The sequence below is a fragment of the Deltaproteobacteria bacterium genome (assembly GCA_016709225.1).
GTDB classification, from domain to species: Bacteria; Myxococcota_A; Polyangia; order Nannocystales; family Nannocystaceae; genus Xiheibacterium; species Xiheibacterium phototrophicum.
The window spans coordinates 1,013,287-1,035,085 of record JADJEE010000002.1 but is presented as its reverse complement, the minus strand read 5'-3'; the positions used below and the strand labels follow the sequence as shown (position 1 = coordinate 1,035,085).

Genomic DNA, 21,799 nt, shown 5'->3' with positions numbered 1-21,799 from the left:
CGACTACTGCAGCGAGGAACGCGGGATCACCCAGCTGTCGCGCTCGTCGCCGTCACTGTCGATGATGCGAGCCGTGAGCGTGGGGTCGGCGGCAGCGGTGTCGATCTCGAGCCCGATGAAGAAGTTGTCGCCGTCGTAGCAGCCCAGCAGATCGGACTCGTTGTCGTCGCAGCCGTTGTTGGGGTTGGCCAGCGGCGACGAGGTCAGCTCGGGCAGGCCGTAGCCACCTGCAGCCCCCGGTAGCAGGCGCAGCTCGGCGCGATGGACGTCGCCCGAGAGCAGCACGACGCCGGCGACGTCGTGATCGGCGATGAACTGCCGCAGCCGCGTCTGCGCCTCGGGGAACACACCCCACGAGTCCGAGTGATCGAGCAGGGTGTACTGGCTGCCCGACACCACCAGCTTGAAGGTCGCGTCGGAGTCGGCCAGCGCGTCGTACAGCCACTCCTCTTGCTCGTCACCGATGACCGAGTCGTCGAGCCCTCGCCAGTAGCGGTCGTCGAGCAGGAAGATCTCGACCTGGCCGTGTCGCTGCGCGCTGAAGATGCCGGCCAGCTCCTCGGTGCCGTAGCTGGCGTTGGCCCAGTACTCCTGGAACACCCGCAGCGCGTTGTCCTTGCCCGCCGCGGTGCCGTCGAGGTTGTTGCCGACATAGTCGTGGTCGTCCCAGACCGCGAGGATCTCGCTCTCGTGCAGCAGCTCGCGGCGCTGCGGCCGACCGTGGGCCCAGCGGTACCACTGCCGCAGCGCGCCGACGTTGCCGGTGTTGCCGTAGTGGTTGTCGCCGATGAACATGAAGATGTCGGGGGCCCAGTCGCGGATGGTGCCGAAGATCGGCTGCGCGTCGTCGTGGGTGCACGAGCCGAACGCGACGCGCACCTCACCGGCGGCGTCCGGGCGCGGCGCGGTCTCGAACGACCACGGGCCGTGACGTTCGCCCTCGATCTCGAGGTCGAACCACCACTGCGTGTCGGGCTGCAGCCCCTGCACGTGCACGGTCTGCGTGAAGTCGGCGCTCGCGAGCGGATAGCCGTGGTGCACCACCGGCGCGTCGGCCAGCGCCTCCGCGGTGGCGGCCACGCGCAGGCGTACCGCTCGCGTCGCGTCGGTGCGGTACCACAGCCGCGCGCCGTCGGGATCGGCGGCGCCGATCATCGGCCCGAATGTCAGCGGGCTGTCCCAGGCCGTCGCGCAGTGGTTGTCGAGGCCCTCCGGGTCGACCCACGACGCCACCTCGACCGCGCCGCCGTCGCTGCCGAGGAACACATCCATGTCGTTGCGGCAGTAGATCGGTTCGCCGTCGAACGCGACCCCTGCGGCGACCGGGTGCCAGCGATCCTGGCCACTGCCGGCGGCGACGCGCAGCTCGAAGCGATCGAGCTCCTCGCGGGGGATCTGCAGGTCTTCGAACGCGTACACGTCCCAGGCCCCGAGCTCGCGATCGTTCCAGGTGGTCGGGATGTCGAGCGACCAGCAGTGTCCGTCGCCCAGGCACGCCTCCATCGCAGAATCGGTGTTGGCGTTGGTGTCGGTGCCAGTGCGGATCGAGATCGTCACGATCGAGACCATGTCGGTCGAGGGTGGCGGTCCCGGGTCCTGACAGCCCGCGCCGTCGGTCGGGATGCCCTCGTCGATCTCGCCGTCGCAGTCCTGGTCGATGCCGTCGCAGATCTCGGCCGCGTCGGGGCTGCCGGTCGGGTCGCCGCCGTTGCAGTCCGTCGGCCCGCTCGAACCCGAGGAGCTGTCGGCCATCGTGCCGCCCTCGGCGCTGCCCGATGCGTTCGTGCCCACGCCGGTGCCGGAGGTGTCGCCACCCGACGTGCTCGACGCGACGCCACCTTCTTGATTGCCTCCGCTGCCCCCGCCACCGCCGTGACAGGACAACGTCAACCCCAGACCCACCACGAGTGCCGCCCGCATCGGCGCATCATGCCAAGGCCGCGGTGCGCGTGTGGGCGGTCGCATGCGCAGGCCTGCGTAGCCGCGGCGATTTCGGTGGTTGCTCCACGGCGCGGCGCAGCCGCGCTGGCGGGGCGATCACGCGGTGGCGTTGGCGGGCACGGCCGTGCGCGCGCGTACCATTGCGGCTTGCATCGCATCGGCCAGCTCCTCGACGCTGGCCGGCTCGCAGCCCTGCTGTCGCAGCAGCGCCAGCAACCACTCCGCCGCCGCGGGCTTGCTGCCGTGCGCGCGCGTGGGGTACACGGCCCGGGTCAAGAACATGAGCGAGGTCAGCACGCTGCGGATGATGGCGCCGACGAAGCCCTCCTGCTCGATCACGATCGCGGAGCCGCGGCAGATCGACGTGGGGTCCGTCATCAACACGCGGTAGCGCTCGCGCGCGGCCTCGCCGGGTGGATCGCCGGCCCCTGCGACGACCGCACAGTGGACGATCGCGGCGTGCTGGTGTCCGCGCTCGGCCAGCCGCGCCAGCGCGTCCATCAACGCGGCGGCGTCGTCGGCGGTCGGCGATCGCCGAACGACCACCAGCACGAAGCACCGCCACAGCGCCATGAGCTGGGTGGGCGTGTCACGCATGACCTCGAGGTCCGTCGGCATTCTCGCGAGCACCACGGCATCATGCCGGCGCCATCGCCGTCAAGCGCCCTGCGCTCCACGTCGACCCCGTGCGTGCCGCAGCGATTGCGGTGCGACGATGCTCGCGGTCACGTGCCGGGCGGTACGAGGTTCGGCACGATCGCGACGGCGCGATCGGCAAGCCGCGCGAGATCGGTCCCCACGCTCGAGCTGAACAGACGATCGGCGACTCCCAGCCGCCGGGAGCCGGTCACGATCACGGGCGCACGCTCGCGCGCCGCGACCGTGAACAGCGTGTCGACGACATCGCCTTCGACGACCAGCGCCTGCGCCTGCGGGCAGCCGACCTTGGCGAGCCACGCCACCAGCTCGGCGGGATCGAGCGCAGCGTGCGGATCGCGGGCGAGCTGCACCGGCGACTCGAAGTCGGGCGCGTACTCGCGGGGTGTCGTGCCCTGCAGCGCCAGCAGCGGCCGGCCGAGCGAGCCCGCGAGCCGTGCGGCGAAGCGAGCGGCCTCGACCGCGGGCTCGCGTCCATCGGTCGCCAGCAGCACGGGTCCGGCACCGATCTGCTCGCGGGTGAGATCCGGCGGCACCACCACGACCGCGCTCGGCAGCGTGCGCACGAGCCTACGCGCGACTCGACCCAGGCGCTGCAGCGCGATGGCGTGGGCGGGCGCGATGCGACCGAGCAGCAGCGCATCGATCCGCTGCTCGCCGATGCTCGCGGCCAGCCCCTCCTCGGGTGAGTCGCTGAACGCAACGTGGGCACTCACCACCACGCTGCGGGCGTCGGCGTCCTGCAGGGCGGCGTCGAGATCTCGCTGCGCGCGAGCGACGACCTCGTCGGCGAGGTCATCGCGCAGGCTCACCCGCAGCCGCTGATCGATCACGTGCACGCCGACGATCTCGGCGTCATCGGTGTGCTGTCGCAGCCACGACGCAAACTCGATGGCGCCGCGACTGCGCGCCCGTGAATCGATGCCGAGGGCGAACCGCATGATTCGATCAGCCTAGCAGCCGGCCCCCGGCCGCCCGCGCGCAGCTCGTGCGGCGATCGCCGGCACCGTCGCGGGGGATTGTGCGCGCGACCACGACCGTCCGGCCACCGCGCGTCACTGCATGGTGGCGCGACGAGGGCGTCGGCTCAACACAACGTACCGGTGTCGCACGCCACCTCGACGGTGAAGTCGACCGGCACGTGCTCGGGGGCGCAGGCCTCCTCGCCGCACACCGCGAAGCGCAGCTCGCCGGCGACCGCGAGCGGCCCGCGACCGCTGGGCTCGAAGTGGTACACCAGCGCCAGCCCTTCGGCGTCGAAGCGGGCGGTCTCGATGGTCGCCGCGGTACCGGCCTCGACCCGCGCGTTCGCGTCGATCTCGAGGCGAGCTGCGTAGTCGAGGTTGATGTGCCATGGCGCGTGGGCCTGCACCGTCACGCGGGCCTCGACCGGTTGCCCTGCGACCGCGCGTGCGGGCGCCTTCACCTCGAGCTCGTAGCGCGGCCCGTCGGCCGGCGCCGCCGCCTTCGCATCGCCGGCCGGCGCACGCTGCTCGACCGAGCACGCGACGAGGGTCGAGATGGCGACGAGCGCCGTTCGCAGGGGGCCGAGGCAGTGCACGACCAGCAGAACGTCACGGCGGGCGCCGATGTATCGCGATGTCGCCCTGACGGGCGCTGCGGGCCGTTCTTCGCCCTCGCGGGCACCCTTGGCGTGGCCCCCGCGGGGCCCCGAATGTGGCCCTCGCCACACGCGCGGACCTGTGGCGCCGCGGGCCCGAGACGGATCCGCGGGCTCGCCCCCACTCACCGAGCGTGATGACCATGCACTCCCTCGCGCTTCGTTCTGGCCTCCTCGTCCTCGCGATCGCTGGCCTCGCCGGCGGCTGCAACCTCGATCTCGGCGACCTCGTCGGTGGTGGCGACACCGGCGACACCGACGGTGACACCGACGGCGACACCGAGTCCGCGGGCATGGACTCCGGCGAAGGTGGCGGCGAGGGCAACGCGCTCTCGATCTCCGGCGGCGGCGAAGGTGGTTCGGGCGCAGAGGGTGGTTCGGGCGCCGAAGGTGGTTCGGCCAGCGAAGGCGGCTCGGCGGCCGACAGCACCGGCGGTGGTGGCGAGATCGACGGTGACCTGCTGGGCCTGTGGGCCGGCGAGGTCGACGGCGTCGGCATCGGCTTCGGGTTCTACGACGACGGCAGCTACGAGCAGGCGACCGTGCTGCAGGGCGAGCAGGACGGCTGCGCCATCCTGATCCAGGAGTACTACGTCGGTAGCTACGTGGTCGATGGCGACGCGCTCGAGCTCACCCCGGTGGAGGGCGAGCAGCACATCGACCAGTGCGGCGAGATCACCGACAGCGCCGACGTGATCGATCCCTCGGCGTGGACCTGGTCGATCGCCGTCGACGACATCGGCGAGGCGCTCACCCTCACCAGCGGCGACTCGACCCTGGTGCTGTACCGCAGCGAGGGTGCCTGACGCGTCCCCGTCAGGGGGCGTGGTCGGTCCACGACGTCGCGCACGCCATGCGCAGCGCGCCGTCGTGGTGGCGGATCCGGCACAGCCGCCGCTCGACGGGCGGGCCGTCGTCGCCGTCGGTGTACATCTGCGACAGCGCGAAGATCTCGTAGCCGTCGAAGCGCACGCCCACGCCGCTCTGCAGATATGTGGAGCGGCGTCCGCCGGACTGATTCGGGGTCGTGACATCGAGCGTCACCGCCCGCCAGCCCTCGGGTAACTGGCGCGCCAGCGTGAAGGTGGCCACGCTGGCGGGCGAGTCGTCCTTCACCGAGCGGTGCACGTGGGGGATCACCGCGATGGGGTTCGCGTCGTCGTCGGGCCACCACCAGAACGGCTTGCCCTCGAACGCCTCGTTCGCCATCAGCCCCGGCGGATCGACGAGCTCGGGGCTGCCGCTGCCGTGCATGCCGGTGAGCCCCAGCTCGGTCTGCAGCGTCTTCCACGGCAGGGTCTTGCCGACCGCGCGCATGCGTTGCTTCGGCCGCGTGGAAGGTGGCGTGAGCGACAGCGTCACCGGTGTGGTGAATGCAATCGCATCACCGAAGCGAAAGTCGCCCTCGAGCATCGTGCTCACGCATGCATCGGTCGGGTGGTCCATGCAGCGCTCGAACGCGTCGGCTTCGTCGCCGCCCTCGCCGGTGCCCTCGACCAGCGCCGCGAACCATGGCTCCTTGCGCAGGGCCGCCAGATCGCCGTCCTTCTTGGCCTTGCCCGCCACCGTATCGCCGCCGCGATCGATCGCCTCGGCGAGCGCAATGCGGGCATCGTCGGTGCGGCCCGCCAGCGAAAGTGCACAGGCGAGATTGAACGCATCTTTCCACGGCATGCGCTGCGCCATCGCGAGGACGGCGAATCCGCGGGCAGCCTCGGGGTAGCGCTTGGCCTTGTAGTCCTCCCACGCCTTGGTCTTCGTCGCGGCGAGATCCGGCGCGGGGGCGGGCGATCGCGACGCCCCGAGCTGCTCGGCGAGGGTTTCGAATGGCGTGGGTGCGGGCGTGGGCGTGGTCGTGGGCGCCGGTGGTGCCGACGGTGCGACGCTCGGCGTGCTCGCCGGGCCGGTCGCGGGCGTGGTCGCGGGGGAGGGTGGTGTCGCGGTGCTCGGAGGTGTCGCGGTGCTCGGAGGTGTCGCGGTCGCGGGTGTGGGCGTGGTCGCGGGCGTGGTCGCGCGATCGGGTGACGGCGTGGCCGCGGCCTTCGCGACCTCGCCGTCGTCGGGGGTGCGATCGCAGGCGATCGCCAACAGCGTGCAGTGACACCACGTGCGCAGCTTCATGTCGTCGGGGCGAGGCTAGCAGTGCCCGCGCGCGCGTCGGCGTGCGGGCGTGCGAAGGGTGCGATCGCATGTTCGTCTCGCGGCCTCGCGCACGTGGCCATGGGATCGCGCCCACGCCGGCGCGCGGGCTCGGCGGGTTGCGATCTCGGACGGGGCAGGGCGGTCGTCTTTGCAGGCGCCGTGCGGGCCCATGCGAGCCATGCGCCGCTGGTCTTGCGCAGCCCGGCCTGCGGACGCATACTGCCGGGCCGGTTCGCGCTGCGCCTGCTCCCGGGTTCGGCGCGCTCACCGGTCACCACGGGGGTGCAACGGTTTCGACGGGGGCACGGAACGAAGAGACTGCGTGTCGCGGATCCCAGGCCCCCGCGTCAAAACGACCTGGGAAACCACAGCTGCCAACGACAGCAACTACGGCCGTATGGCCCTCGTCGCCTAAGAACCGACGACGCGTGCAGGTGAGGAGCTCGAGTAGCCTGCACGCGTGGACACACGAGCTGGTCGTCACGAGTGTCGCGGCGTGACGGCAAGATCAAGCGGCTGGGCGAAGGGATCGCTTGCCTGTAGGCGTGCCCCGAGCCGAGATCAAATCTGCAGGCCACACACGTGAAGAGGTCCTTTGCGAAGGCCTTCGGACCCGGGTTCGACTCCCGGCGCCTCCACTGAATTGATGCCGAGATCGGCGAGCGACGCGGGTCCCGAGGTGAGCTCACCTCGGGACCTTGGCGTTTCTGGGCGCGTCGCCGAAGGGGCGCCAGATGTGCGATGCGGCATGTGTCAACGAGAATGAGATTTTTGGGTTGAGAGTTTAGTGAAGTCCGAGTTCGATCTCCGAGCGATTCTCGGGTGGGTTGATCCAGACTGCCTTGGGAGCGTGGGCACCTGCGGTGGGCCTGCGACGAAGCGCTCTGGGTTCTTCGCGAAGGCTTCGTTCATCACGAGCTGGCGCTGGCTGAGGACCTCGGCGGCGCGTCCGAAGAAGACGTCGGCGGGAGTGAGGCGAGCGATGCCGGAGTGCCGGTGCTCGTCGTTGTACCAGGCGAAGAAGCGCCGGCAGAAGTCGCGCGCGTGGTCAAAGCTCTCGAAACGCTCCGGGAAATCTGGGTGCGACTTGAGGGTGTGGAACTCGGACTCGGAGTGCGGGTTGTCGTTGCTGACGCGCGGTCGGCTGAACGACGCCGTGATCTCGAGGTCGCGCAGCAGCTGCTTCACAGTCTTGCCCCTGGGCACGGGCCCGCGGTCGGCGTGCAGCTTGAGCGTGCCCGGTTCGATCCCGTGGCGGTTGCACGCCTCGCGGATCAGCTTCGCCGCGAGCTCGCCGCTCTCCTCGTGGGCGAGCATCCAGCCCGGGTTGTAGCGGCTGAAGAGATCGATGATCACGTACAGCGGGTAGTAGGTGTACTTCACCGGGCCGCGCAGCCACGTCACGTCCCACGTCCAGACCTGGTTGGGTGCCGTGGCGATCAGTTCAGGTCGCGCGTACTTTGGGTGCCGGGCTTGATCGCGGCGCTCGCGGATCTCGTCCTGCAGCGCCAGAATCCGATACATCGTGCGGGGATGGCAGAGGTAGTGCTGCTCGTCGAGCAACGTGGCGTGCACGGTCGCCGGCGCCTTGTCGACGAAGCGCTCGGAGTGCAGCACCTCGAGCACGTTGGTCCGCTCGGTTTCGGAGAGCGCGCGTGAAGGTCGTCGACGTGGTCGGCGGGGGCCATGCAGGGCCGGCTGCCGCCAGCGGTACGCAGTGCTCCGCGGCACGCCGAGCGCCTCGCAGGCGACCGCCACGCCGAGCTGGCCCGCGAGTTCGTCGACCGCTGCCTTCACGTCGGCTCCTCGGTGTCGTCGCTGTCCAGCCCCAACACCTCCGAGAGTTTTTTTGGACCTCGATGATCTTCTCGGCCTTGCGCAGCTTCTCGCGCAGGCGCTCGTTGTCACGCCGCAGCTTCTCCAGCTCGGCCTGCTCCGCCGTCTGCTTCGGCTTGGGTCCGCGTTTGCGCTCCAACGCCTTCAACGTACCCTCGAGCCTCTGCCCGCGCCAGCTCGTGAGGTGCGACGAGTACAGGCCCTCTCGCCGCAGCAGTGCGCCCACTTCGCCCGGCTTCGTGCAGGCGTCGGCATCCTGCAGCACGCGCAGCTTGTACTCCTTCGTGAAGCGCCGCCGATGCGCTCTCTCTCGGGTCTCCGTCTCGACCTTCCGTGGGTTCGCGCTCGATGTCATCTCGTACATGGTCCCTCGCGCCCCTCAGTAAATTCCGGCTCGGCAGTGTCTCATCCCTCGTTGGCACAGGGGGATGCGAACGGGCGGCTCCTTCGCTCCGTCGAGTCTGATCGGCAACAAGTAGCGCGAGCCACGAGCGCAGCTCCAGAAGGTCGTTGACGGGCTGGTCGGCAGCATCGACGATCTGCGGTGGCGACCGGATCAAGGTCTAAGGGGTGCGAGTCGCACCCGCCGCCAACGGCACTGCTTCTTACCGTGATTCGGTCGCCACTTCGTCGCGATGCTCGACTTGAGGAACATGCGTGATGCGAGCGACCTCGCGAAGTACCTCGGGATCTCGGAAGGACGCGCGCGCCAGCTTCTCGTGGCCTCCCCGGAGGAGGTGTTCAAGACCTACGAGATCCCGAAGCGCGGAAATCGGGGCGTGCGCGAGATCTGGGAAGTGACCGAGACCTGGGCCGCCGACATGTACAAAGGCCTCGCGCGCAGGCTCAACGCGCTCTTCGTCGGCGCGCTCGCTGGTTTCCCCCACCCGTCCGCGCACGGGTACGTCGCTGGCCGATCGACGTGGACCAATGCGCTCGCGCACCTGGGTCAGCGACGCGTACTTTGCACGGACATACGGGCCTTCTTCAAGTCCATCCAACACGAGCGCGTTCGACAACTGCTTCTGCGATGCGGGCTGAACAATGAGGCGGCCGCGGCCCTCTCGCGCATCTTGTCCTGGGACGATCACGTGCCGCTCGGACTGCACACGAGCCCCATCGTTGCGAACGCCGTGTGCCACGACCTCGACGCGCGCCTGCGCGCGTTGGCGCCGGCCGGACGCTACACCAGGTATGCGGACGACTTGTTCTTCTCCGGGCCCGAACTCCCGACGCGGAACGATGTCGCTGCCGCGCTCGCCGCCGACGGCTTCGAGATCGCACCACGGAAGTGGGGTTTGGCGAAGGCGGGACGCGGTCTCTACGTCACCGGCCTCTCGCTCGAACATGGCGACCGACCGCGCGCGCCGAGGAGCATGAAGCGACGGCTCCGCCAGGATCTCCACCACGCTGACAGGTACGGTCTCCGGCAGCATCTCGGGCGTCGCGGCTACCCGTCGTTTCAGTCCGGCATCAACAAGATCCACGGGACCATCCAGTACCTCCGGGGCATCGAGCGTGACCTCGGAGATCGGCTGAACAAGGAGTGGATGGAACTCCTCGGCCGGGAAGGCGTCGCCGTTGCCTATCCGACGCAGGAACGCCTCGCGGGCCGCACCGTGCTCTTCCTTCTCGACGAGTCGGTCCCGCCAGACCGTGACGTTCTTCTGCTGTGCCTCACGGTCGTCGAAGATGTCGAATGGGTCTCGGCAGAAGTCCAGCGCTTCCTGGATGATCGCATCGCGGACACGATGACCGCCGAGAGCGAACGAGCAGTGTTGAAGCAAAGGGGACTCCACTGGAACGAACTGACGCCCGACAACCGAACGCGAGCCACCGAGCTGCTGCGGACCCTTCCGTTTCGCTCATTCGTCGCCTACGCGGCACTGCCGAAGCAGGACAAGGCTTCATACGCCGAGACGTATGCTCGAACTCTCGCCCAACTCCTACGCGACCGGATGATCCGCTACGACGGATGTACGCTGAAGATCGTGGGCGAGGAGAACCCAAGGGTCGGCAGAAGGCTCCTGTCCGAAATCGCGAACTCGATATTCAGCGAGCTCGAGTGCCTCGGTGCGCGTAGGCCGGCCGCGGTGCCGAGCTGCGAGGTCCTCTCGAAGGGGAGCAACCCTGCGCTGCCCCTGCCGGATCTCGTTCTCGGAGTCCTCGGAGACTTCGCGCTTTCGATCGTCCGCTCTGAACGCGAGGAGGTGGGTGATGGCAAGAAGAAGCGGAGGTCCGGCGACCAGGCGAGCATCCGCTTCGAACAGATCAGCCACAAGGTGAAGGCCATCTACGACCTGCAGTCGGGCGTCGTCTACTCGCGCCGCAACCCATTCACCGCCTGGCCGCTCGACAACGCTTCCACGGGGGGCGAGTGACTCGAAGCTCGCCGCCTCCAGAACTCGACCTGCCCGGCGTCGGTTGGATCCGCACGGAACTCGGATGTCTACCGCTCCCGCCGCTTGACGGAGATCTGATCTACATCGGCTCCGACGCCGCTGGGGAACATGCCGCAAGTTCCGTCAACGTCGTAACGGCGGTCTATGCAGCGATGTACGGTTCGGCGCAGTGGGAACTCGGACGTCGCGCCGTTAGGCAACGGTTCATGTCCGACGGACGAAGGATGGCATACAAGCGACTTAACGACAGGCAGCGCAAGGCTGCCCTCGACGGCTTCCTCGACAGCGCAAGCCAGATTGACGGGCTCGCCGTATCCCTTGTCTTTCCCAAGAGCATCCCGCACGTCTGGGCCCCACCAGGGATTCTTGCGATTTGGCAAGGAAGTGTCGGCCTCAAGGGAAAGTGGACGCACTCTGCGTTCGAGCGGCTGATGCGCACCGCAACCCTGATCTCTTTATTGATTGGTACATTCGGAAAAGACGGCCAGAACGTTTACTGGATTTCGGACGAGGACGCGATCTTCGCCACGCCCGAGCGATCGGCTGACGCTGCTCGACTGATGTCTCAGCTGGCCAACCTGCATGTCCGCCATCAACCTGGGGAACTTGGGATCGGCACGGTAACCATCGACCCCGGCGATCGAGCCGAGGAAGACCTTTGCGCAGTCTCCGATCTCATCGGCGGCGCGCTCGCCGAGATCTGCACCGACATGAACTCGGGCGAAACGGGCGAAACGAACCGATCGCAACGCTGGTTGTCTGCGAATCTCAGTTGGAAGGCACAAGAAGTCGGCGGATGGATTGCGAAGCGTCACGCAGGACTCAGGATCGCGACGTTCATGTTTGAGAATGATGGCCAGAATCAGTTGGGCGTTCGCCGCCTCGATCTCGAACCCTCGGCGCTCTGGCACCCCTGAGCCGCAAGAGCCACTGCGCGTGACCGAGCCGTAGTAGATGGGCGCTTCCGGCAAACGCCGAGTCCCGAGCTGAGTCGTGAGCTCACCGCGGACATGACCACGCCACTACGCGACCCACGCCTGTGACAGGGTCTCCGCCTGCTGCAGCACCGTGGCGGTCGCGCTCTCCTGCTTGTCGGGCGGATAGCCGTGCTTGCGGAGGATCCGCTTGACGATCACGCGCAGCTTGGCGCGGACGGATTCCTTGACCGTCCAGTCGATGGTCACGTTGTTCCGAACCGTCTCGACCAACTCGCGGGCGATCGTCCGCAGCGCCTCATCGCCGAGCACCTTCACGGCGCTGTCGTTGACCTCGAGCGCGTCGTAGAAGGCGACCTCGTCCGGGGTCAGGCGCAGGAGCGCGCCGCGCTTGTCGGCCTCTCGGATGTCCTTGGCGAGCGCGATGAGCTCCTCGATGACCTGCGCGGCCTCGATCGCGCGGCTCTGGTACCGACGCACCGACTTGTCGAGCATCTCGGAGAACGACCGCGCTTGCACGATGTTGTGCCGGGATCGCAGCTTCACTTCATCATTGAGCAGCTTCTGCAGCAGCTCGACCGCGAGATTGCGGTGCTTCATCGACTGGACCTCGGCGAGGAACTCGTCGGACAGGATTCCGATGTCGGGGTTCTTCAGGCCAGCGGCCGCGAAAATGTCGATGACCTGGTCCGAGGCGACGGCCTTGGACACGATCTGTCGGATCGCGTGATCCAAGTCGCCGGAGAGCTTGCGCTCCGAGGTCGAGAACTTGGCGATGTCCGCTCGCACCGCCTGGAAGAAGCCGACGTCGTCGCGGATCCGGAGCGCCTCGTCGTGCGGGACCGCCAGCGCGAACGCCTTGGACAGCTCGGTGACGCCCTGCAGGAGTCGCTGCTTGCCGTCCTCCTGGCACAACACGTGTTCCTTGGCCGCCGACATCGTACTGAGCCGCTGCGCCGCGCTGCCGGTGAGTGCGGGCTTCCAGTCGAAGCCATCGAAGATCCCGCAGCACAGCTCGTACCGCTCGAGCATGACCGCGACCGCCTCGCCCTGATCGATGGCGGTATCGCCCTGGCCTCCGCTTTCCGTGTACGTGTGCAACGCGCGACGGAGCTGATCGGCGAGCCCGAGGTAGTCGACGACGAGGCCGCCGGGCTTGTCGCGGAAGACCCGATTGACCCGCGCGATCGCCTGCATGAGGCCGTGGCCCTGCATCGGCTTGTCGACGTACATCGTGTGGAGGCACGGGGCATCGAAGCCCGTGAGCCACATGTCGCGCACCAGGACGATCTGCAGCGGGTCCTCCGGGTTGCGCAGTCGCTTGGCGAGAGCCTCGCGCCGCGACTTGCTGCGGATGTGTGGTTGCCAGTCCTTGGGGTCGGTGGCGGAGCCCGTCATGACGATCTTGATGGTGCCTGCCCCGTCGTCATCATCGTGCCAGTCTGGGCGCAGGGCCACGATGGCGCGGTAGAGGTCCACGCAGATCCGGCGGCTCATGCACACGACCATGGCCTTGCCTGCCATCGCCTCCGTGCGGGCCTCGAAGTGACGCACGAGATCGTCGGCGATGAGCGCGAGCCGCTGCTCGGTGCCGACCAGGGCCTCGAGCGCGGACCACTTCGTCTTGAGCTTCTCCTTACCGTCGAGTTCCTCTCCCTCGGTGGCCTCCTCGAACTTCTCGTCGAGCAGCGGGCGCTGGCTCTCGTCGAGCTGGAGCTTGGCGAGCCGGCTCTCGTAGAAAATCGGGACGGTCGCGCCGTCCTGCACGGCGCGTTGGATGTCGTAGACGCTGATGTAGTCCCCGAAGACCGACCGCGTGTTCTTGTCGGTCGACTCGACCGGGGTGCCAGTGAAGCCGATGAACGAGGCGTTGGGGAGCGCGTCCCGCATGTGGCGGGCGAAGCCATCGATGAAGTCGTACTGACTTCGGTGGGCCTCGTCGGCGATGACAACGATGTTCTTGCGATCCGACAGCAGCGGGAAGCTGTCGCCCTTGGCCTCGGGCATGAACTTCTGGATCGTGGTGAAGACGACCCCGCCCGCCGCGACGCTGAGCAACTCGCGGACATGCGTGCGGTCGCGGGCACGCTCGGGGGTCTGGCGCAGGAGATCCTTGCACCGCGAGAAGGTGGTGAAGAGCTGCTCGTCGAGGTCGTTGCGGTCGGTGAGCACGACGAGCGTGGGGTTGTTCATCTGCGGGTGCAGCACGACGCGCCCCGCATAGAACGCCATGGTCAGGCTCTTGCCCGAGCCCTGCGTATGCCACACGACGCCGACGCGGCGATCGCCCGCGGCATGGGAGGCGCGCACGGTGGCCTCCACGGCGTTGGCGACGGCGTGGAACTGGTGATATCCGGCGACCTTCTTCAGATTGACCTCGCCGTCGTTCTCGAACACGACGAAGTAGCGGACGAGGTCGAGGAATCGGTGCTTGTCGAAGGCGCCGCGGAGCAGCACCTCGAGCTGCGAGACCGCGGCCGGGGCGAGCTGCTCGCCGTCGACGGTGCGCCACGGTCCGAACCGCTCCTTGCTCGAACTGAGGGTGCCGATGCGGGCGTCGGCGCCATCGGAGACGACCAGGAGCTCATTGAAGACGAACAGGGACGGGACCTCGGCCTTGTAGGTCTCGAGCTGGGCGATGGCGCCCCAGATGGTCGCGTTCTCCGAGGCGAGGTTCTTGAGTTCGACGACGGCGAGCGGCAGGCCGTTGATGAACACGACGATGTCGGGGCGACGTTTGTGGCTCCCTTCCGTGATCGTGAACTGGTTGACGACGAGCCAATCGTTGTTGTCGGGATGGTCGAAGTCGATGATCTGCACCGGGTCGTAGCCGATGGTGCCGTCGGGCCGGAGGTACTCGACGCTGACGCCGTTGACGAGGCAATGGTGGAACTCGCGGTTGGCGTCCACGAGTTGCGGCGAGGTGATCCGGCTGACGCGGCGGAACGCCTCCTCGATGGCGTCCGCGGGTACGGTGGGGTTGAGCCGGGCGAGCGCGTCGCGCAGGCGACCGGCGAGGATCGGCTCGTCGAACCTGGTGCGCTCGGCGGCGGGCTCGTCGGGGGCGATGGCGGGGCCGAACAGGGTGGCGTAGCCGAGCTCGGCGAACCACTCGAGGGCGGCTTGTTCGACGACGGACTCGGTGAACGGGGCGGTCATGCAGCCATCAATCCGGATCCACAAGCGGGTTGGCAGGGCGACGGCATCTCCACCCGACACGGGACGGTGCGGTGGGTCGTCATGGGCGCGCCGCCTCCACGATCCTGGGCATCATCGCCTGCCGCTGGTCGTGATGGAAGTGCCGCGATCGGCATCGTGGTGGCGGCCGGAAGCGATCGCGGGATTGGCCAAAGTGACGCGCCGCGTGGGCCGGGTCGACGATTCCGAAGTCAGCGATGCGATGGTTCGGGAATCCTGGACGAAGTCGGGTGCTCGCGCTGGCCGGTTTCGCGCGTGCGTGCCTCGGCCGGGGGGCCTGGTCATCGCTTCTTCGCCCTCGACTTGGGCTTGGGCGGACTCGTCTCGCGCTGCTTCGCGGGCCGCCGCGTGGGGCGGGGAGCCTGTAGTTGTTTGGCGACCTTCTCGAAGGCGGCGTCGACCGCCCGTGGCTGGGCATCGACGCGTTCGTGGTACCGCGCGTACTCCTGCTCGGCGCGCAGTCTGGCGGTCTCAGCAGAGACGGTGCCGGCGTGGTCGAGCAGCGCGCGACCGGAGGCCTTCAGGAACTCGTCGAGCTTTGCGATCCAGTCCTGCATCGTCATGGGCCTGCGCTCGAGGGCCTGGAGCTCGGCGTACTCGATGTAGAGGCTGACGATGCGGTGCAGGACCGCCAGCTCCTGCTCGGTGAGGTAGTTCTTCGCGATGAGGGCGTCTTCCTTGCGCACGACGCCGTCGGGCCGCGTGGTGTGCATCCCCATGTTGGGCTTGTCCGCGTCCGCGCGAGCATGGACGATCTCCGCGGCGGTGTGGCCGTGGGTCGCGAAGTGCATCTTGTTCTGGACCGTCGCGAAGAACCGCTGCGAGGCGTTGGCGTCCGGCTCGTAGTCGACGCTGGTGGCGTAGATGTCGAGGACCTTCTGGTAGAACCGACGCTCGGACGCCCGGATCTCCCGGATGCGTTCGAGGAGCTCGTCGAAGTAGTCGCGATGGCCGGGCCCGGGCGGGTTCTTGAGCCGCTCGTCGTCCATCGTGAAGCCCTTGACCAGGTACTCCTCGAGGCGCTCGGTCGCCCAGCGGCGGAACTGCGTGCCGCGGGGGGAGCGGACGCGGAACCCGACGGCGAGGACGACGGTGAGGTGGTAGTGCTGGACGGGGCGAGAGACCTGCCTGGAGCCCTCTGTGCGAACTATTAAGTGGGACTTAATCGTTGCCTCGGGGGTGAGCTCGGCCTCGGCGTAGATGGCCTTCAGGTGCAGGTTGATGTTGGGGACGGAGGTCTGGAAGAGCTCCGCCATCTGGAGCTGCGTGAGCCACAGGGTGTCGTCGGCGAAGCGGCACTGGACACGGGTCCGGCCATCCTCGGTTTGGTAGAGGATGATGTCGGCGCGGGGCGGCGAGGTCATGCTGGGGATCCGAGCGCGTCCGCAACGTGGGTGACGTCGAGTTCGCCGGACAGGAGGCGAGGGAGGAGGGTGTCGCGCATGTCTTCCAGCAGGCGGGCCTCTATCAAATGCGCCCACGACGCCGAGTACCAAGCGGTCGCAATTCCCTCAAAGGCATCTGCGACACGAGAGTTCGGAACGACTATACTCTGAGCGTAGATGGCGTTTCTGTTTACTCCAGGAACGGCGGAGTCTGCAGCAAGACGCGGCAATCTCATTCGCTCAAGCCCGCGGTGCAGGTAGCGGAGGCCCACTACGTCAGACCTGCGCTGAACGTAGAACGCCGTGTCTATCACGAAGAAATCGGACGGCGCCCAAGTAACAACACCAGGATTACCCTTTCTCCCCACGACGATTCCAGGTCCACTAACCAGAGCCACATCATGCGATCCGATCTGACCGTTAGATCCGAACACTAGGACGCCCCCAGCACGCCGGCCCTCCTCCTTTAGGGCCTTTCCGTATTCGAGTGACAACAGTTCGCCAACGGCCGCCACCCGCCACCCCTTCGGGATCTCGCCCAACTCCGACTGCTCGAACTCGCTCGGAAACAGCTTCGCGGTCTCGGCGTCCATGCCGCTCGGCTGTCGGCCGTCGGCCTTGGCGCGGACGGGGTCGAAGTCGACGAACCACGACTTGAAGAGCGCCCGCGCCATGGCCTCGAGCGTCTCGCTCATCCGGCGGTTGAGTTCGATCTTGTCGTCGAGGCTGCCGAGCATGTGAGCGATGGCGCGCTGGGTGGCGAGCCCGGGAATTGGGATGCTAGTTCGCGCTATGTCCGCACGGCGAATTCGATGTCGAGTCGTACCTGTGGCGAGCGAAGCTGCCTGGGCGAGGTACGCGGGGGAGTTCAGGGCAGCGGCAAGGAACGCTGGCTGCAATACGCGCGGGTCAGCGCGCACAATCGCCACATCAACAGCTGTTACGCACCTCCACGGGAGATCGTGGACGAGCCAGGCGCGCCCAATCGGATCCGGCATTCGCGCGATCAGGATGTCGCCTTCGCGAATCTCCGTGCAGTTCAGTCGATGGAATGTCTCCTCCGTCACCCACCTATAGTTTCCCGTCTCAACGAAAGTGCCTCGGCCAACATTCGAGATCTGGAGCAATCGGTACCCACTCGCGCCTTGATCCTTTGACTCGATCCAGTCACCGTCGGCGATCAAGGTACAGACATCGCGCAGCGGTGCTGTCGCCCATGAGTCTGGATGTTGGACTGGGACGGGAAGTACATCGCTCACGTCAGTGCTAGTGCCCATACCCCAACCCCCTCAGGTTCCCCCGAATCACCTTCTCCAACCGCGCCCCCGCCTCGAACTGCGCCTCCAGCTCCCCCACCAACCGCTTCATCTTCACCTCGAACCCCTCGGCATCCTCCACCACCTCCTCCGCCCCGACATACCGCCCCGGCGTCAGCACGAACTGATGCCCGGCGATCTCCTCCGTCCGCACACTCTTACAAAACCCCGGAACATCCGCATACCCGCCGCCGGCATCCCCGCGCCAAGCGTGATACGTCCCGGCGATTCGCCCGATGTCCTCCGCCGTCAGCTCCCGATGCACGCGGTCGACCATCGACCCCATCTTCCGTGCATCCACGAACAGTGTCTCCCCACGCCGGTCCCGCATCTTCTTCCCGCGCCCGCCCAGCCCGTTCTTCTTGTCCCGCGCCAGGAACCACAGGCACACCGGGATCTGCGTCGAGTAGAACAGCTGCCCCGGCAGCGCGACCATGCAGTCGACCATGTCGCCCTCGACCAGCGCCTCGCGGATCTCGCCCTCCCCCGACTGCTGCGACGACATGCTCCCATTCGCGAGCACGAAGCCCGCGATGCCAGTCGGCGCCAGATGATGCAGGAAGTGCTGCACCCACGCGAAGTTCGCGTTCCCCGCGGGCGGCACCCCGTACTTCCAGCGCACGTCCTCCCGCAGCCGGTCCCCACCCCAGTCGCTGTCGTTGAACGGCGGGTTCGCGATCACGTAGTCCGCCTTCAGATCCCGGTGCATGTCGTGGTGGAACGACCCCGCCTCGTGCCACGCGATGTTCGCGTCGATCCCCCGGATCGCCAGGTTCAGCTTCGCCAACCGCCACGTCGTGTGGTTGCTCTCCTGCCCGTAGATGCTCACGTCGCCGATGCGGCCGCCGTGCGCCTCCACGAACTTCTCGCTCTGCACGAACATCCCGCCCGAACCGCAGCACGGATCGAACACCCGCCCCTTGTACGGCGCCAGCATCTCGACCAGCACCCGGACCACGCATTGCGGCGTGTAGAACTGCCCGCCCTTCTTCCCCTCGGCCGACGCGAACTGCCCGAGGAAGTACTCGTACACCCGCCCGAGCACGTCGCGTGAGCGGTTCTCCTTGTCCCCCAGTCCGATCGTACCGATGAGATCGATGAGCTCACCCAGCCGCTGCTTGTCGAGCGCCGGCCGGGCGTAGTCCTTCGGCAGCACCCCCTTCAGGGTCGGGTTCTCGCGCTCGATCGCCACCATCGCGTCGTCGAGCAGCTTGCCGATCGTCGGCTGCTTCGCCTTGCCCTGCAGCTGCGTCCACCGGGCGTCCTTCGCCACCCAGAAGATGTTGTCGGCCCGGTACTCGTCGGGGTCCTCGGGGTCGGCGCCCGACTTCTTGTCGGCCTCCAACGCCGCGTGCTTCTCCTCGAACGCGTCCGAGATGTACTTCAGGAAGATCAGCCCCAGCACGACGTGCTTGTACTCGGCCGCGTCCATGTTGTTGCGCAGCTTGTCCGCCGCCTGCCACAGCTTCGCCTCGAAGCCCAGATTTGCCCCCGACGACGACGCGCCCGTGCCGTGCTCCGCTGCCTTCTTGGCCCGCGGCCGCTTCGGCTCCGGGCTCTCCAGCACGAGCGGTTCTGTGGCCTCGTACTCGACGTCCTCGTCCTCGTCTTCGTCCTCGCCGCCCTCCGCCAGGCGCACGGATCCACCTCGACCTTGCCCCTTGAGCAGCACCCCGTCTCCCACCAACGCATCGCGGACCTCCGCGTACGTGTCGGCGTCGACCTCGTGCCCGAGCGCCTCGCCGAGCGCCTGTCGCAGGCGGCCATTGCCGATGCTCGTCCCATCGGCGGGGACCAGTTCGAGGAGCTTGGTGCGGAGTTTCTTGCGTGACGTGGACATCTGGCGGTAGCGCAGTGGGCCCGAAGCACTGCGGGCAGGCTCGAGGCGCGGGCAGTTCAAGGCAGCACACGGACCGGGCCCTCGGGGGCGCCACCGCATGTTGCGCGCGGCGAGGTTACCCCAGCCGCCCGGGCGTTCGGCACGGCGCCGACACCTGTCGCGGGCACTGTCGGGGCCGTCCCTGTGCACAGCTCGGCCAACCGATCGACAGCGGGGGCGATGACGAGCGCTCAGCATCCGGGCCAGGTGCGCGACTGGCTGCCCCGGTCGGCGACGAGATCTCGACGCCGGCCTCGAAACGCGGCCTGACCGGATCGTCGCTGTGGGCTTCGCCGACCAGCCCGCGCCCGGTCCCGCCGACGGCGGCTCTGCGCGCCGCTTGATCGGGATAGCTCTCGCGGAGGTGTTCGTTCTCGACGACTGGGGGCCTCCCGGGGCCTCCCGCGATCCGCGATGCCGAGCGCCATGACACGCTCGAGAACATCCCTTCCCGACCAGCGACCTCAGCGGCGATGTCGTCGGTCTCGTCGCCACTCTTGCTGATCGCGAGAACGCGTGGCGGTCCGGAGATGCCGTACGGAAGAGTTCCTCGCCTCGTGGGATTGGCCGGGCTGAGGACGGTGCCGGAGATCACTCCAACCGGTTCAACGCCCTCTTGTCGGCGGTCGAGGGCCGAGTTGCGCACGCCAGGTTCTTCTGACACCTTGAGCGGTCATGGCTCGTGATCCGGATATCACCGAGACGATCGACCGAATCCTTGCGTCTGCTCGTCGGCAACCTGCGAGTCCTTCGGATGCGCCAGACGAGGCGCAGTTCCTCGCGCGCATGCACATTGTACAGCTGCTTTCCAACCTCGATGACGAGGAGCTGCGGGACCTCGTGTTCGCATACTACGCGGGGCGCCATACCTTCGACGGCTGCAGTGGAACGTCGAGGCTCGTGCTGCGGACGTTGTCCCGCAGTGAGTCTATTGCAACGCTGAGCGGCAGTATTCGGGAACTGTTGAGGTATCTCACTGCGTACAAGCAGGAGATCGGCAAGCTGACGTACTTCGAGCCCGCGGCATGTGTCAACGAGAATGAGATTTTTGGGTTGAGAGTTTAGTGAAGTCCGAGTTCGATCTCCGAGCGATTCTCGGGTGGGTTGATCCAGACTGCCTTGGGGAGCGTGGGCACCTGCGGTGGGCCTGCGACGAAGCGCTCTGGGTTCTTCGCGAAGGCTTCGTTCATCACGAGCTGGCGCTGGCTGAGGACCTCGGCGGCGCGTCCGAAGAAGACGTCGGCGGGAGTGAGGCGAGCGATGCCGGAGTGCCGGTGCTCGTCGTTGTACCAGGCGAAGAAGCGCCGGCAGAAGTCGCGCGCGTGGTCAAAGCTCTCGAAACGCTCCGGGAAATCTGGGTGCGACTTGAGGGTGTGGAACTCGGACTCGGAGTGCGGGTTGTCGTTGCTGACGCGCGGTCGGCTGAACGACGCCGTGATCTCGAGGTCGCGCAGCAGCTGCTTCACAGTCTTGCCCCTGGGCACGGGCCCGCGGTCGGCGTGCAGCTTGAGCGTGCCCGGTTCGATCCCGTGGCGGTTGCACGCCTCGCGGATCAGCTTCGCCGCGAGCTCGCCGCTCTCCTCGTGGGCGAGCATCCAGCCCGGGTTGTAGCGGCTGAAGAGATCGATGATCACGTACAGCGGGTAGTAGGTGTACTTCACCGGGCCGCGCAGCCACGTCACGTCCCACGTCCAGACCTGGTTGGGTGCCGTGGCGATCAGTTCAGGTCGCGCGTACTTTGGGTGCCGGGCTTGATCGCGGCGCTCGCGGATCTCGTCCTGCAGCGCCAGAATCCGATACATCGTGCGGGGATGGCAGAGGTAGTGCTGCTCGTCGAGCAACGTGGCGTGCACGGTCGCCGGCGCCTTGTCGACGAAGCGCTCGGAGTGCAGCACCTCGAGCACGTTGGTCCGCTCGGTTTCGGAGAGCGCGCGTGAAGGTCGTCGACGTGGTCGGCGGGGGCCATGCAGGGCCGGCTGCCGCCAGCGGTACGCAGTGCTCCGCGGCACGCCGAGCGCCTCGCAGGCGACCGCCACGCCGAGCTGGCCCGCGAGTTCGTCGACCGCTGCCTTCACGTCGGCTCCTCGGTGTCGTCGCTGTCCAGCCCCAACACCTCCGAGAGTTTTTTTGGACCTCGATGATCTTCTCGGCCTTGCGCAGCTTCTCGCGCAGGCGCTCGTTGTCACGCCGCAGCTTCTCCAGCTCGGCCTGCTCCGCCGTCTGCTTCGGCTTGGGTCCGCGTTTGCGCTCCAACGCCTTCAACGTACCCTCGAGCCTCTGCCCGCGCCAGCTCGTGAGGTGCGACGAGTACAGGCCCTCTCGCCGCAGCAGTGCGCCCACTTCGCCCGGCTTCGTGCAGGCGTCGGCATCCTGCAGCACGCGCAGCTTGTACTCCTTCGTGAAGCGCCGCCGATGCGCTCTCTCTCGGGTCTCCGTCTCGACCTTCCGTGGGTTCGCGCTCGATGTCATCTCGTACATGGTCCCTCG

At 67.6% G+C, this 21,799-nt stretch carries 14 protein-coding genes, 1 other RNA gene and 3 pseudogenes; 5 read left to right on the top strand and 13 right to left on the bottom strand.

Features of this window, described 5'->3' with window-relative positions; translation table 11 throughout:
* Positions 1-3 precede the first annotated feature (3 nt).
* The 4 genes from IPH07_18510 to IPH07_18495 all read right to left on the bottom strand — a co-directional run bounded on the left by IPH07_18510 (position 4) and on the right by IPH07_18495 (position 4,159).
* Positions 4-1,920 (bottom strand): alkaline phosphatase D family protein, encoded by a 1,917-nt coding sequence (locus IPH07_18510; GenBank protein MBK6919391.1) that lies wholly within the window; start codon positions 1,918-1,920, stop codon positions 4-6.
* Positions 1,921-2,037: 117 nt separating this feature from the next.
* Positions 2,038-2,571, bottom strand: coding sequence for a hypothetical protein (locus tag IPH07_18505; GenBank protein MBK6919390.1), 534 nt, complete (start codon positions 2,569-2,571; stop codon positions 2,038-2,040).
* 95 nt (positions 2,572-2,666) lie between these two features.
* Positions 2,667-3,539: a universal stress protein gene (locus IPH07_18500; protein MBK6919389.1), complete on the bottom strand. Its 873-nt coding sequence runs from the start codon at positions 3,537-3,539 to the stop codon at positions 2,667-2,669.
* Between the two features lie 146 nt (positions 3,540-3,685).
* Positions 3,686-4,159, bottom strand: a complete 474-nt coding sequence (locus tag IPH07_18495; protein MBK6919388.1) for a hypothetical protein — start codon at positions 4,157-4,159, stop codon at positions 3,686-3,688.
* Positions 4,160-4,362: 203 nt separating this feature from the next.
* Between IPH07_18495 and IPH07_18490 the strand changes: the two genes are divergently transcribed.
* On the top strand, positions 4,363-5,025 hold the full coding sequence (locus IPH07_18490; protein ID MBK6919387.1) for a hypothetical protein: 663 nt from the start codon (positions 4,363-4,365) through the stop codon (positions 5,023-5,025).
* Positions 5,026-5,035: 10 nt separating this feature from the next.
* Here the strand turns inward: IPH07_18490 and IPH07_18485 are convergent, their stop codons facing one another.
* Positions 5,036-6,340 (bottom strand): hypothetical protein, encoded by a 1,305-nt coding sequence (locus IPH07_18485; protein MBK6919386.1) that lies wholly within the window; start codon positions 6,338-6,340, stop codon positions 5,036-5,038.
* Between the two features lie 299 nt (positions 6,341-6,639).
* Between IPH07_18485 and ssrA the strand changes: the two genes are divergently transcribed.
* Positions 6,640-7,002, top strand: a transfer-messenger RNA (tmRNA) gene (ssrA, locus tag IPH07_18480).
* A gap of 143 nt (positions 7,003-7,145) precedes the next feature.
* Here ssrA and IPH07_18475 read toward each other — a convergent pair.
* Positions 7,146-8,158: pseudogene (locus tag IPH07_18475) on the bottom strand (IS3 family transposase).
* Between the two features lie 49 nt (positions 8,159-8,207).
* Positions 8,208-8,552, bottom strand: a pseudogene (locus IPH07_18470) (transposase).
* Positions 8,553-8,832: 280 nt separating this feature from the next.
* Between IPH07_18470 and IPH07_18465 the strand changes: the two are divergent.
* On the top strand, positions 8,833-10,578 hold the full coding sequence (locus IPH07_18465) for an RNA-directed DNA polymerase (GenBank protein MBK6919385.1): 1,746 nt from the start codon (positions 8,833-8,835) through the stop codon (positions 10,576-10,578).
* 227 nt (positions 10,579-10,805) lie between these two features.
* Positions 10,806-11,516, top strand: a complete 711-nt coding sequence (locus IPH07_18460; GenBank protein ID MBK6919384.1) for a hypothetical protein — start codon at positions 10,806-10,808, stop codon at positions 11,514-11,516.
* Between the two features lie 105 nt (positions 11,517-11,621).
* On the opposite strand, the gene IPH07_18455 is transcribed toward IPH07_18460, so the two are convergent.
* The 4 genes from IPH07_18455 to IPH07_18440 form a co-directional block, all read right to left on the bottom strand.
* Entirely contained in the window at positions 11,622-14,693 is a 3,072-nt protein-coding gene (locus tag IPH07_18455; GenBank protein ID MBK6919383.1) for a type I restriction endonuclease subunit R, read from the bottom strand.
* Positions 14,694-15,013: 320 nt separating this feature from the next.
* On the bottom strand, positions 15,014-16,096 hold the full coding sequence (locus IPH07_18450; GenBank protein ID MBK6919382.1) for a virulence RhuM family protein: 1,083 nt from the start codon (positions 16,094-16,096) through the stop codon (positions 15,014-15,016).
* Positions 16,093-17,376 carry a restriction endonuclease subunit S gene (locus IPH07_18445; protein MBK6919381.1) on the bottom strand — a complete coding sequence of 428 codons (1,284 nt, stop codon included), beginning with the start codon at positions 17,374-17,376 and terminating at the stop codon, positions 16,093-16,095. Before IPH07_18445 ends, IPH07_18450 begins: the two co-directional genes overlap by 4 nt.
* A 7-nt stretch (positions 17,377-17,383) precedes the next feature.
* The gene (locus IPH07_18440; GenBank protein MBK6919380.1) at positions 17,384-19,273 is read right to left on the bottom strand and encodes an SAM-dependent DNA methyltransferase; all 1,890 of its coding nucleotides are present in this window, start codon (positions 19,271-19,273) and stop codon (positions 17,384-17,386) included.
* A gap of 714 nt (positions 19,274-19,987) precedes the next feature.
* On the opposite strand from IPH07_18440, the gene IPH07_18435 reads away from it, so the two are divergent.
* Entirely contained in the window at positions 19,988-20,377 is a 390-nt protein-coding gene (locus tag IPH07_18435; GenBank protein ID MBK6919379.1) for a hypothetical protein, read from the top strand.
* Here the strand turns inward: IPH07_18435 and IPH07_18430 are convergent.
* Both IPH07_18430 and IPH07_18425 read right to left on the bottom strand, forming a co-directional pair.
* A complete protein-coding gene (locus IPH07_18430) occupies positions 20,374-21,387 on the bottom strand; it encodes an IS3 family transposase (protein ID MBK6919378.1) in 1,014 nt (337 codons plus the stop codon). The two genes, IPH07_18435 and IPH07_18430, sit on opposite strands and share 4 nt — an antisense overlap.
* Before the next feature lie 49 nt (positions 21,388-21,436).
* Positions 21,437-21,781: pseudogene (locus IPH07_18425) on the bottom strand (transposase).
* Between the last annotated feature and the right edge of the window lie 18 nt (positions 21,782-21,799).

Coding starts and splice junctions, on each gene's coding strand:
- IPH07_18485 (MBK6919386.1), bottom strand. CDS start 6,340: ATGAAGCTGCGCACGTGGTGTCACTGCACGCTGTTGGCGATCGCCTGC.
- IPH07_18455 (MBK6919383.1), bottom strand. CDS start 14,693: ATGACCGCCCCGTTCACCGAGTCCGTCGTCGAACAAGCCGCCCTCGAG.
- IPH07_18460 (MBK6919384.1), top strand. CDS start 10,806: ATGTCCGACGGACGAAGGATGGCATACAAGCGACTTAACGACAGGCAG.
- IPH07_18500 (MBK6919389.1), bottom strand. CDS start 3,539: ATGCGGTTCGCCCTCGGCATCGATTCACGGGCGCGCAGTCGCGGCGCC.
- IPH07_18490 (MBK6919387.1), top strand. CDS start 4,363: ATGCACTCCCTCGCGCTTCGTTCTGGCCTCCTCGTCCTCGCGATCGCT.
- IPH07_18435 (MBK6919379.1), top strand. CDS start 19,988: ATGGCTCGTGATCCGGATATCACCGAGACGATCGACCGAATCCTTGCG.
- IPH07_18450 (MBK6919382.1), bottom strand. CDS start 16,096: ATGACCTCGCCGCCCCGCGCCGACATCATCCTCTACCAAACCGAGGAT.
- IPH07_18440 (MBK6919380.1), bottom strand. CDS start 19,273: ATGTCCACGTCACGCAAGAAACTCCGCACCAAGCTCCTCGAACTGGTC.
- IPH07_18465 (MBK6919385.1), top strand. CDS start 8,833: ATGCTCGACTTGAGGAACATGCGTGATGCGAGCGACCTCGCGAAGTAC.
- IPH07_18510 (MBK6919391.1), bottom strand. CDS start 1,920: ATGCGGGCGGCACTCGTGGTGGGTCTGGGGTTGACGTTGTCCTGTCAC.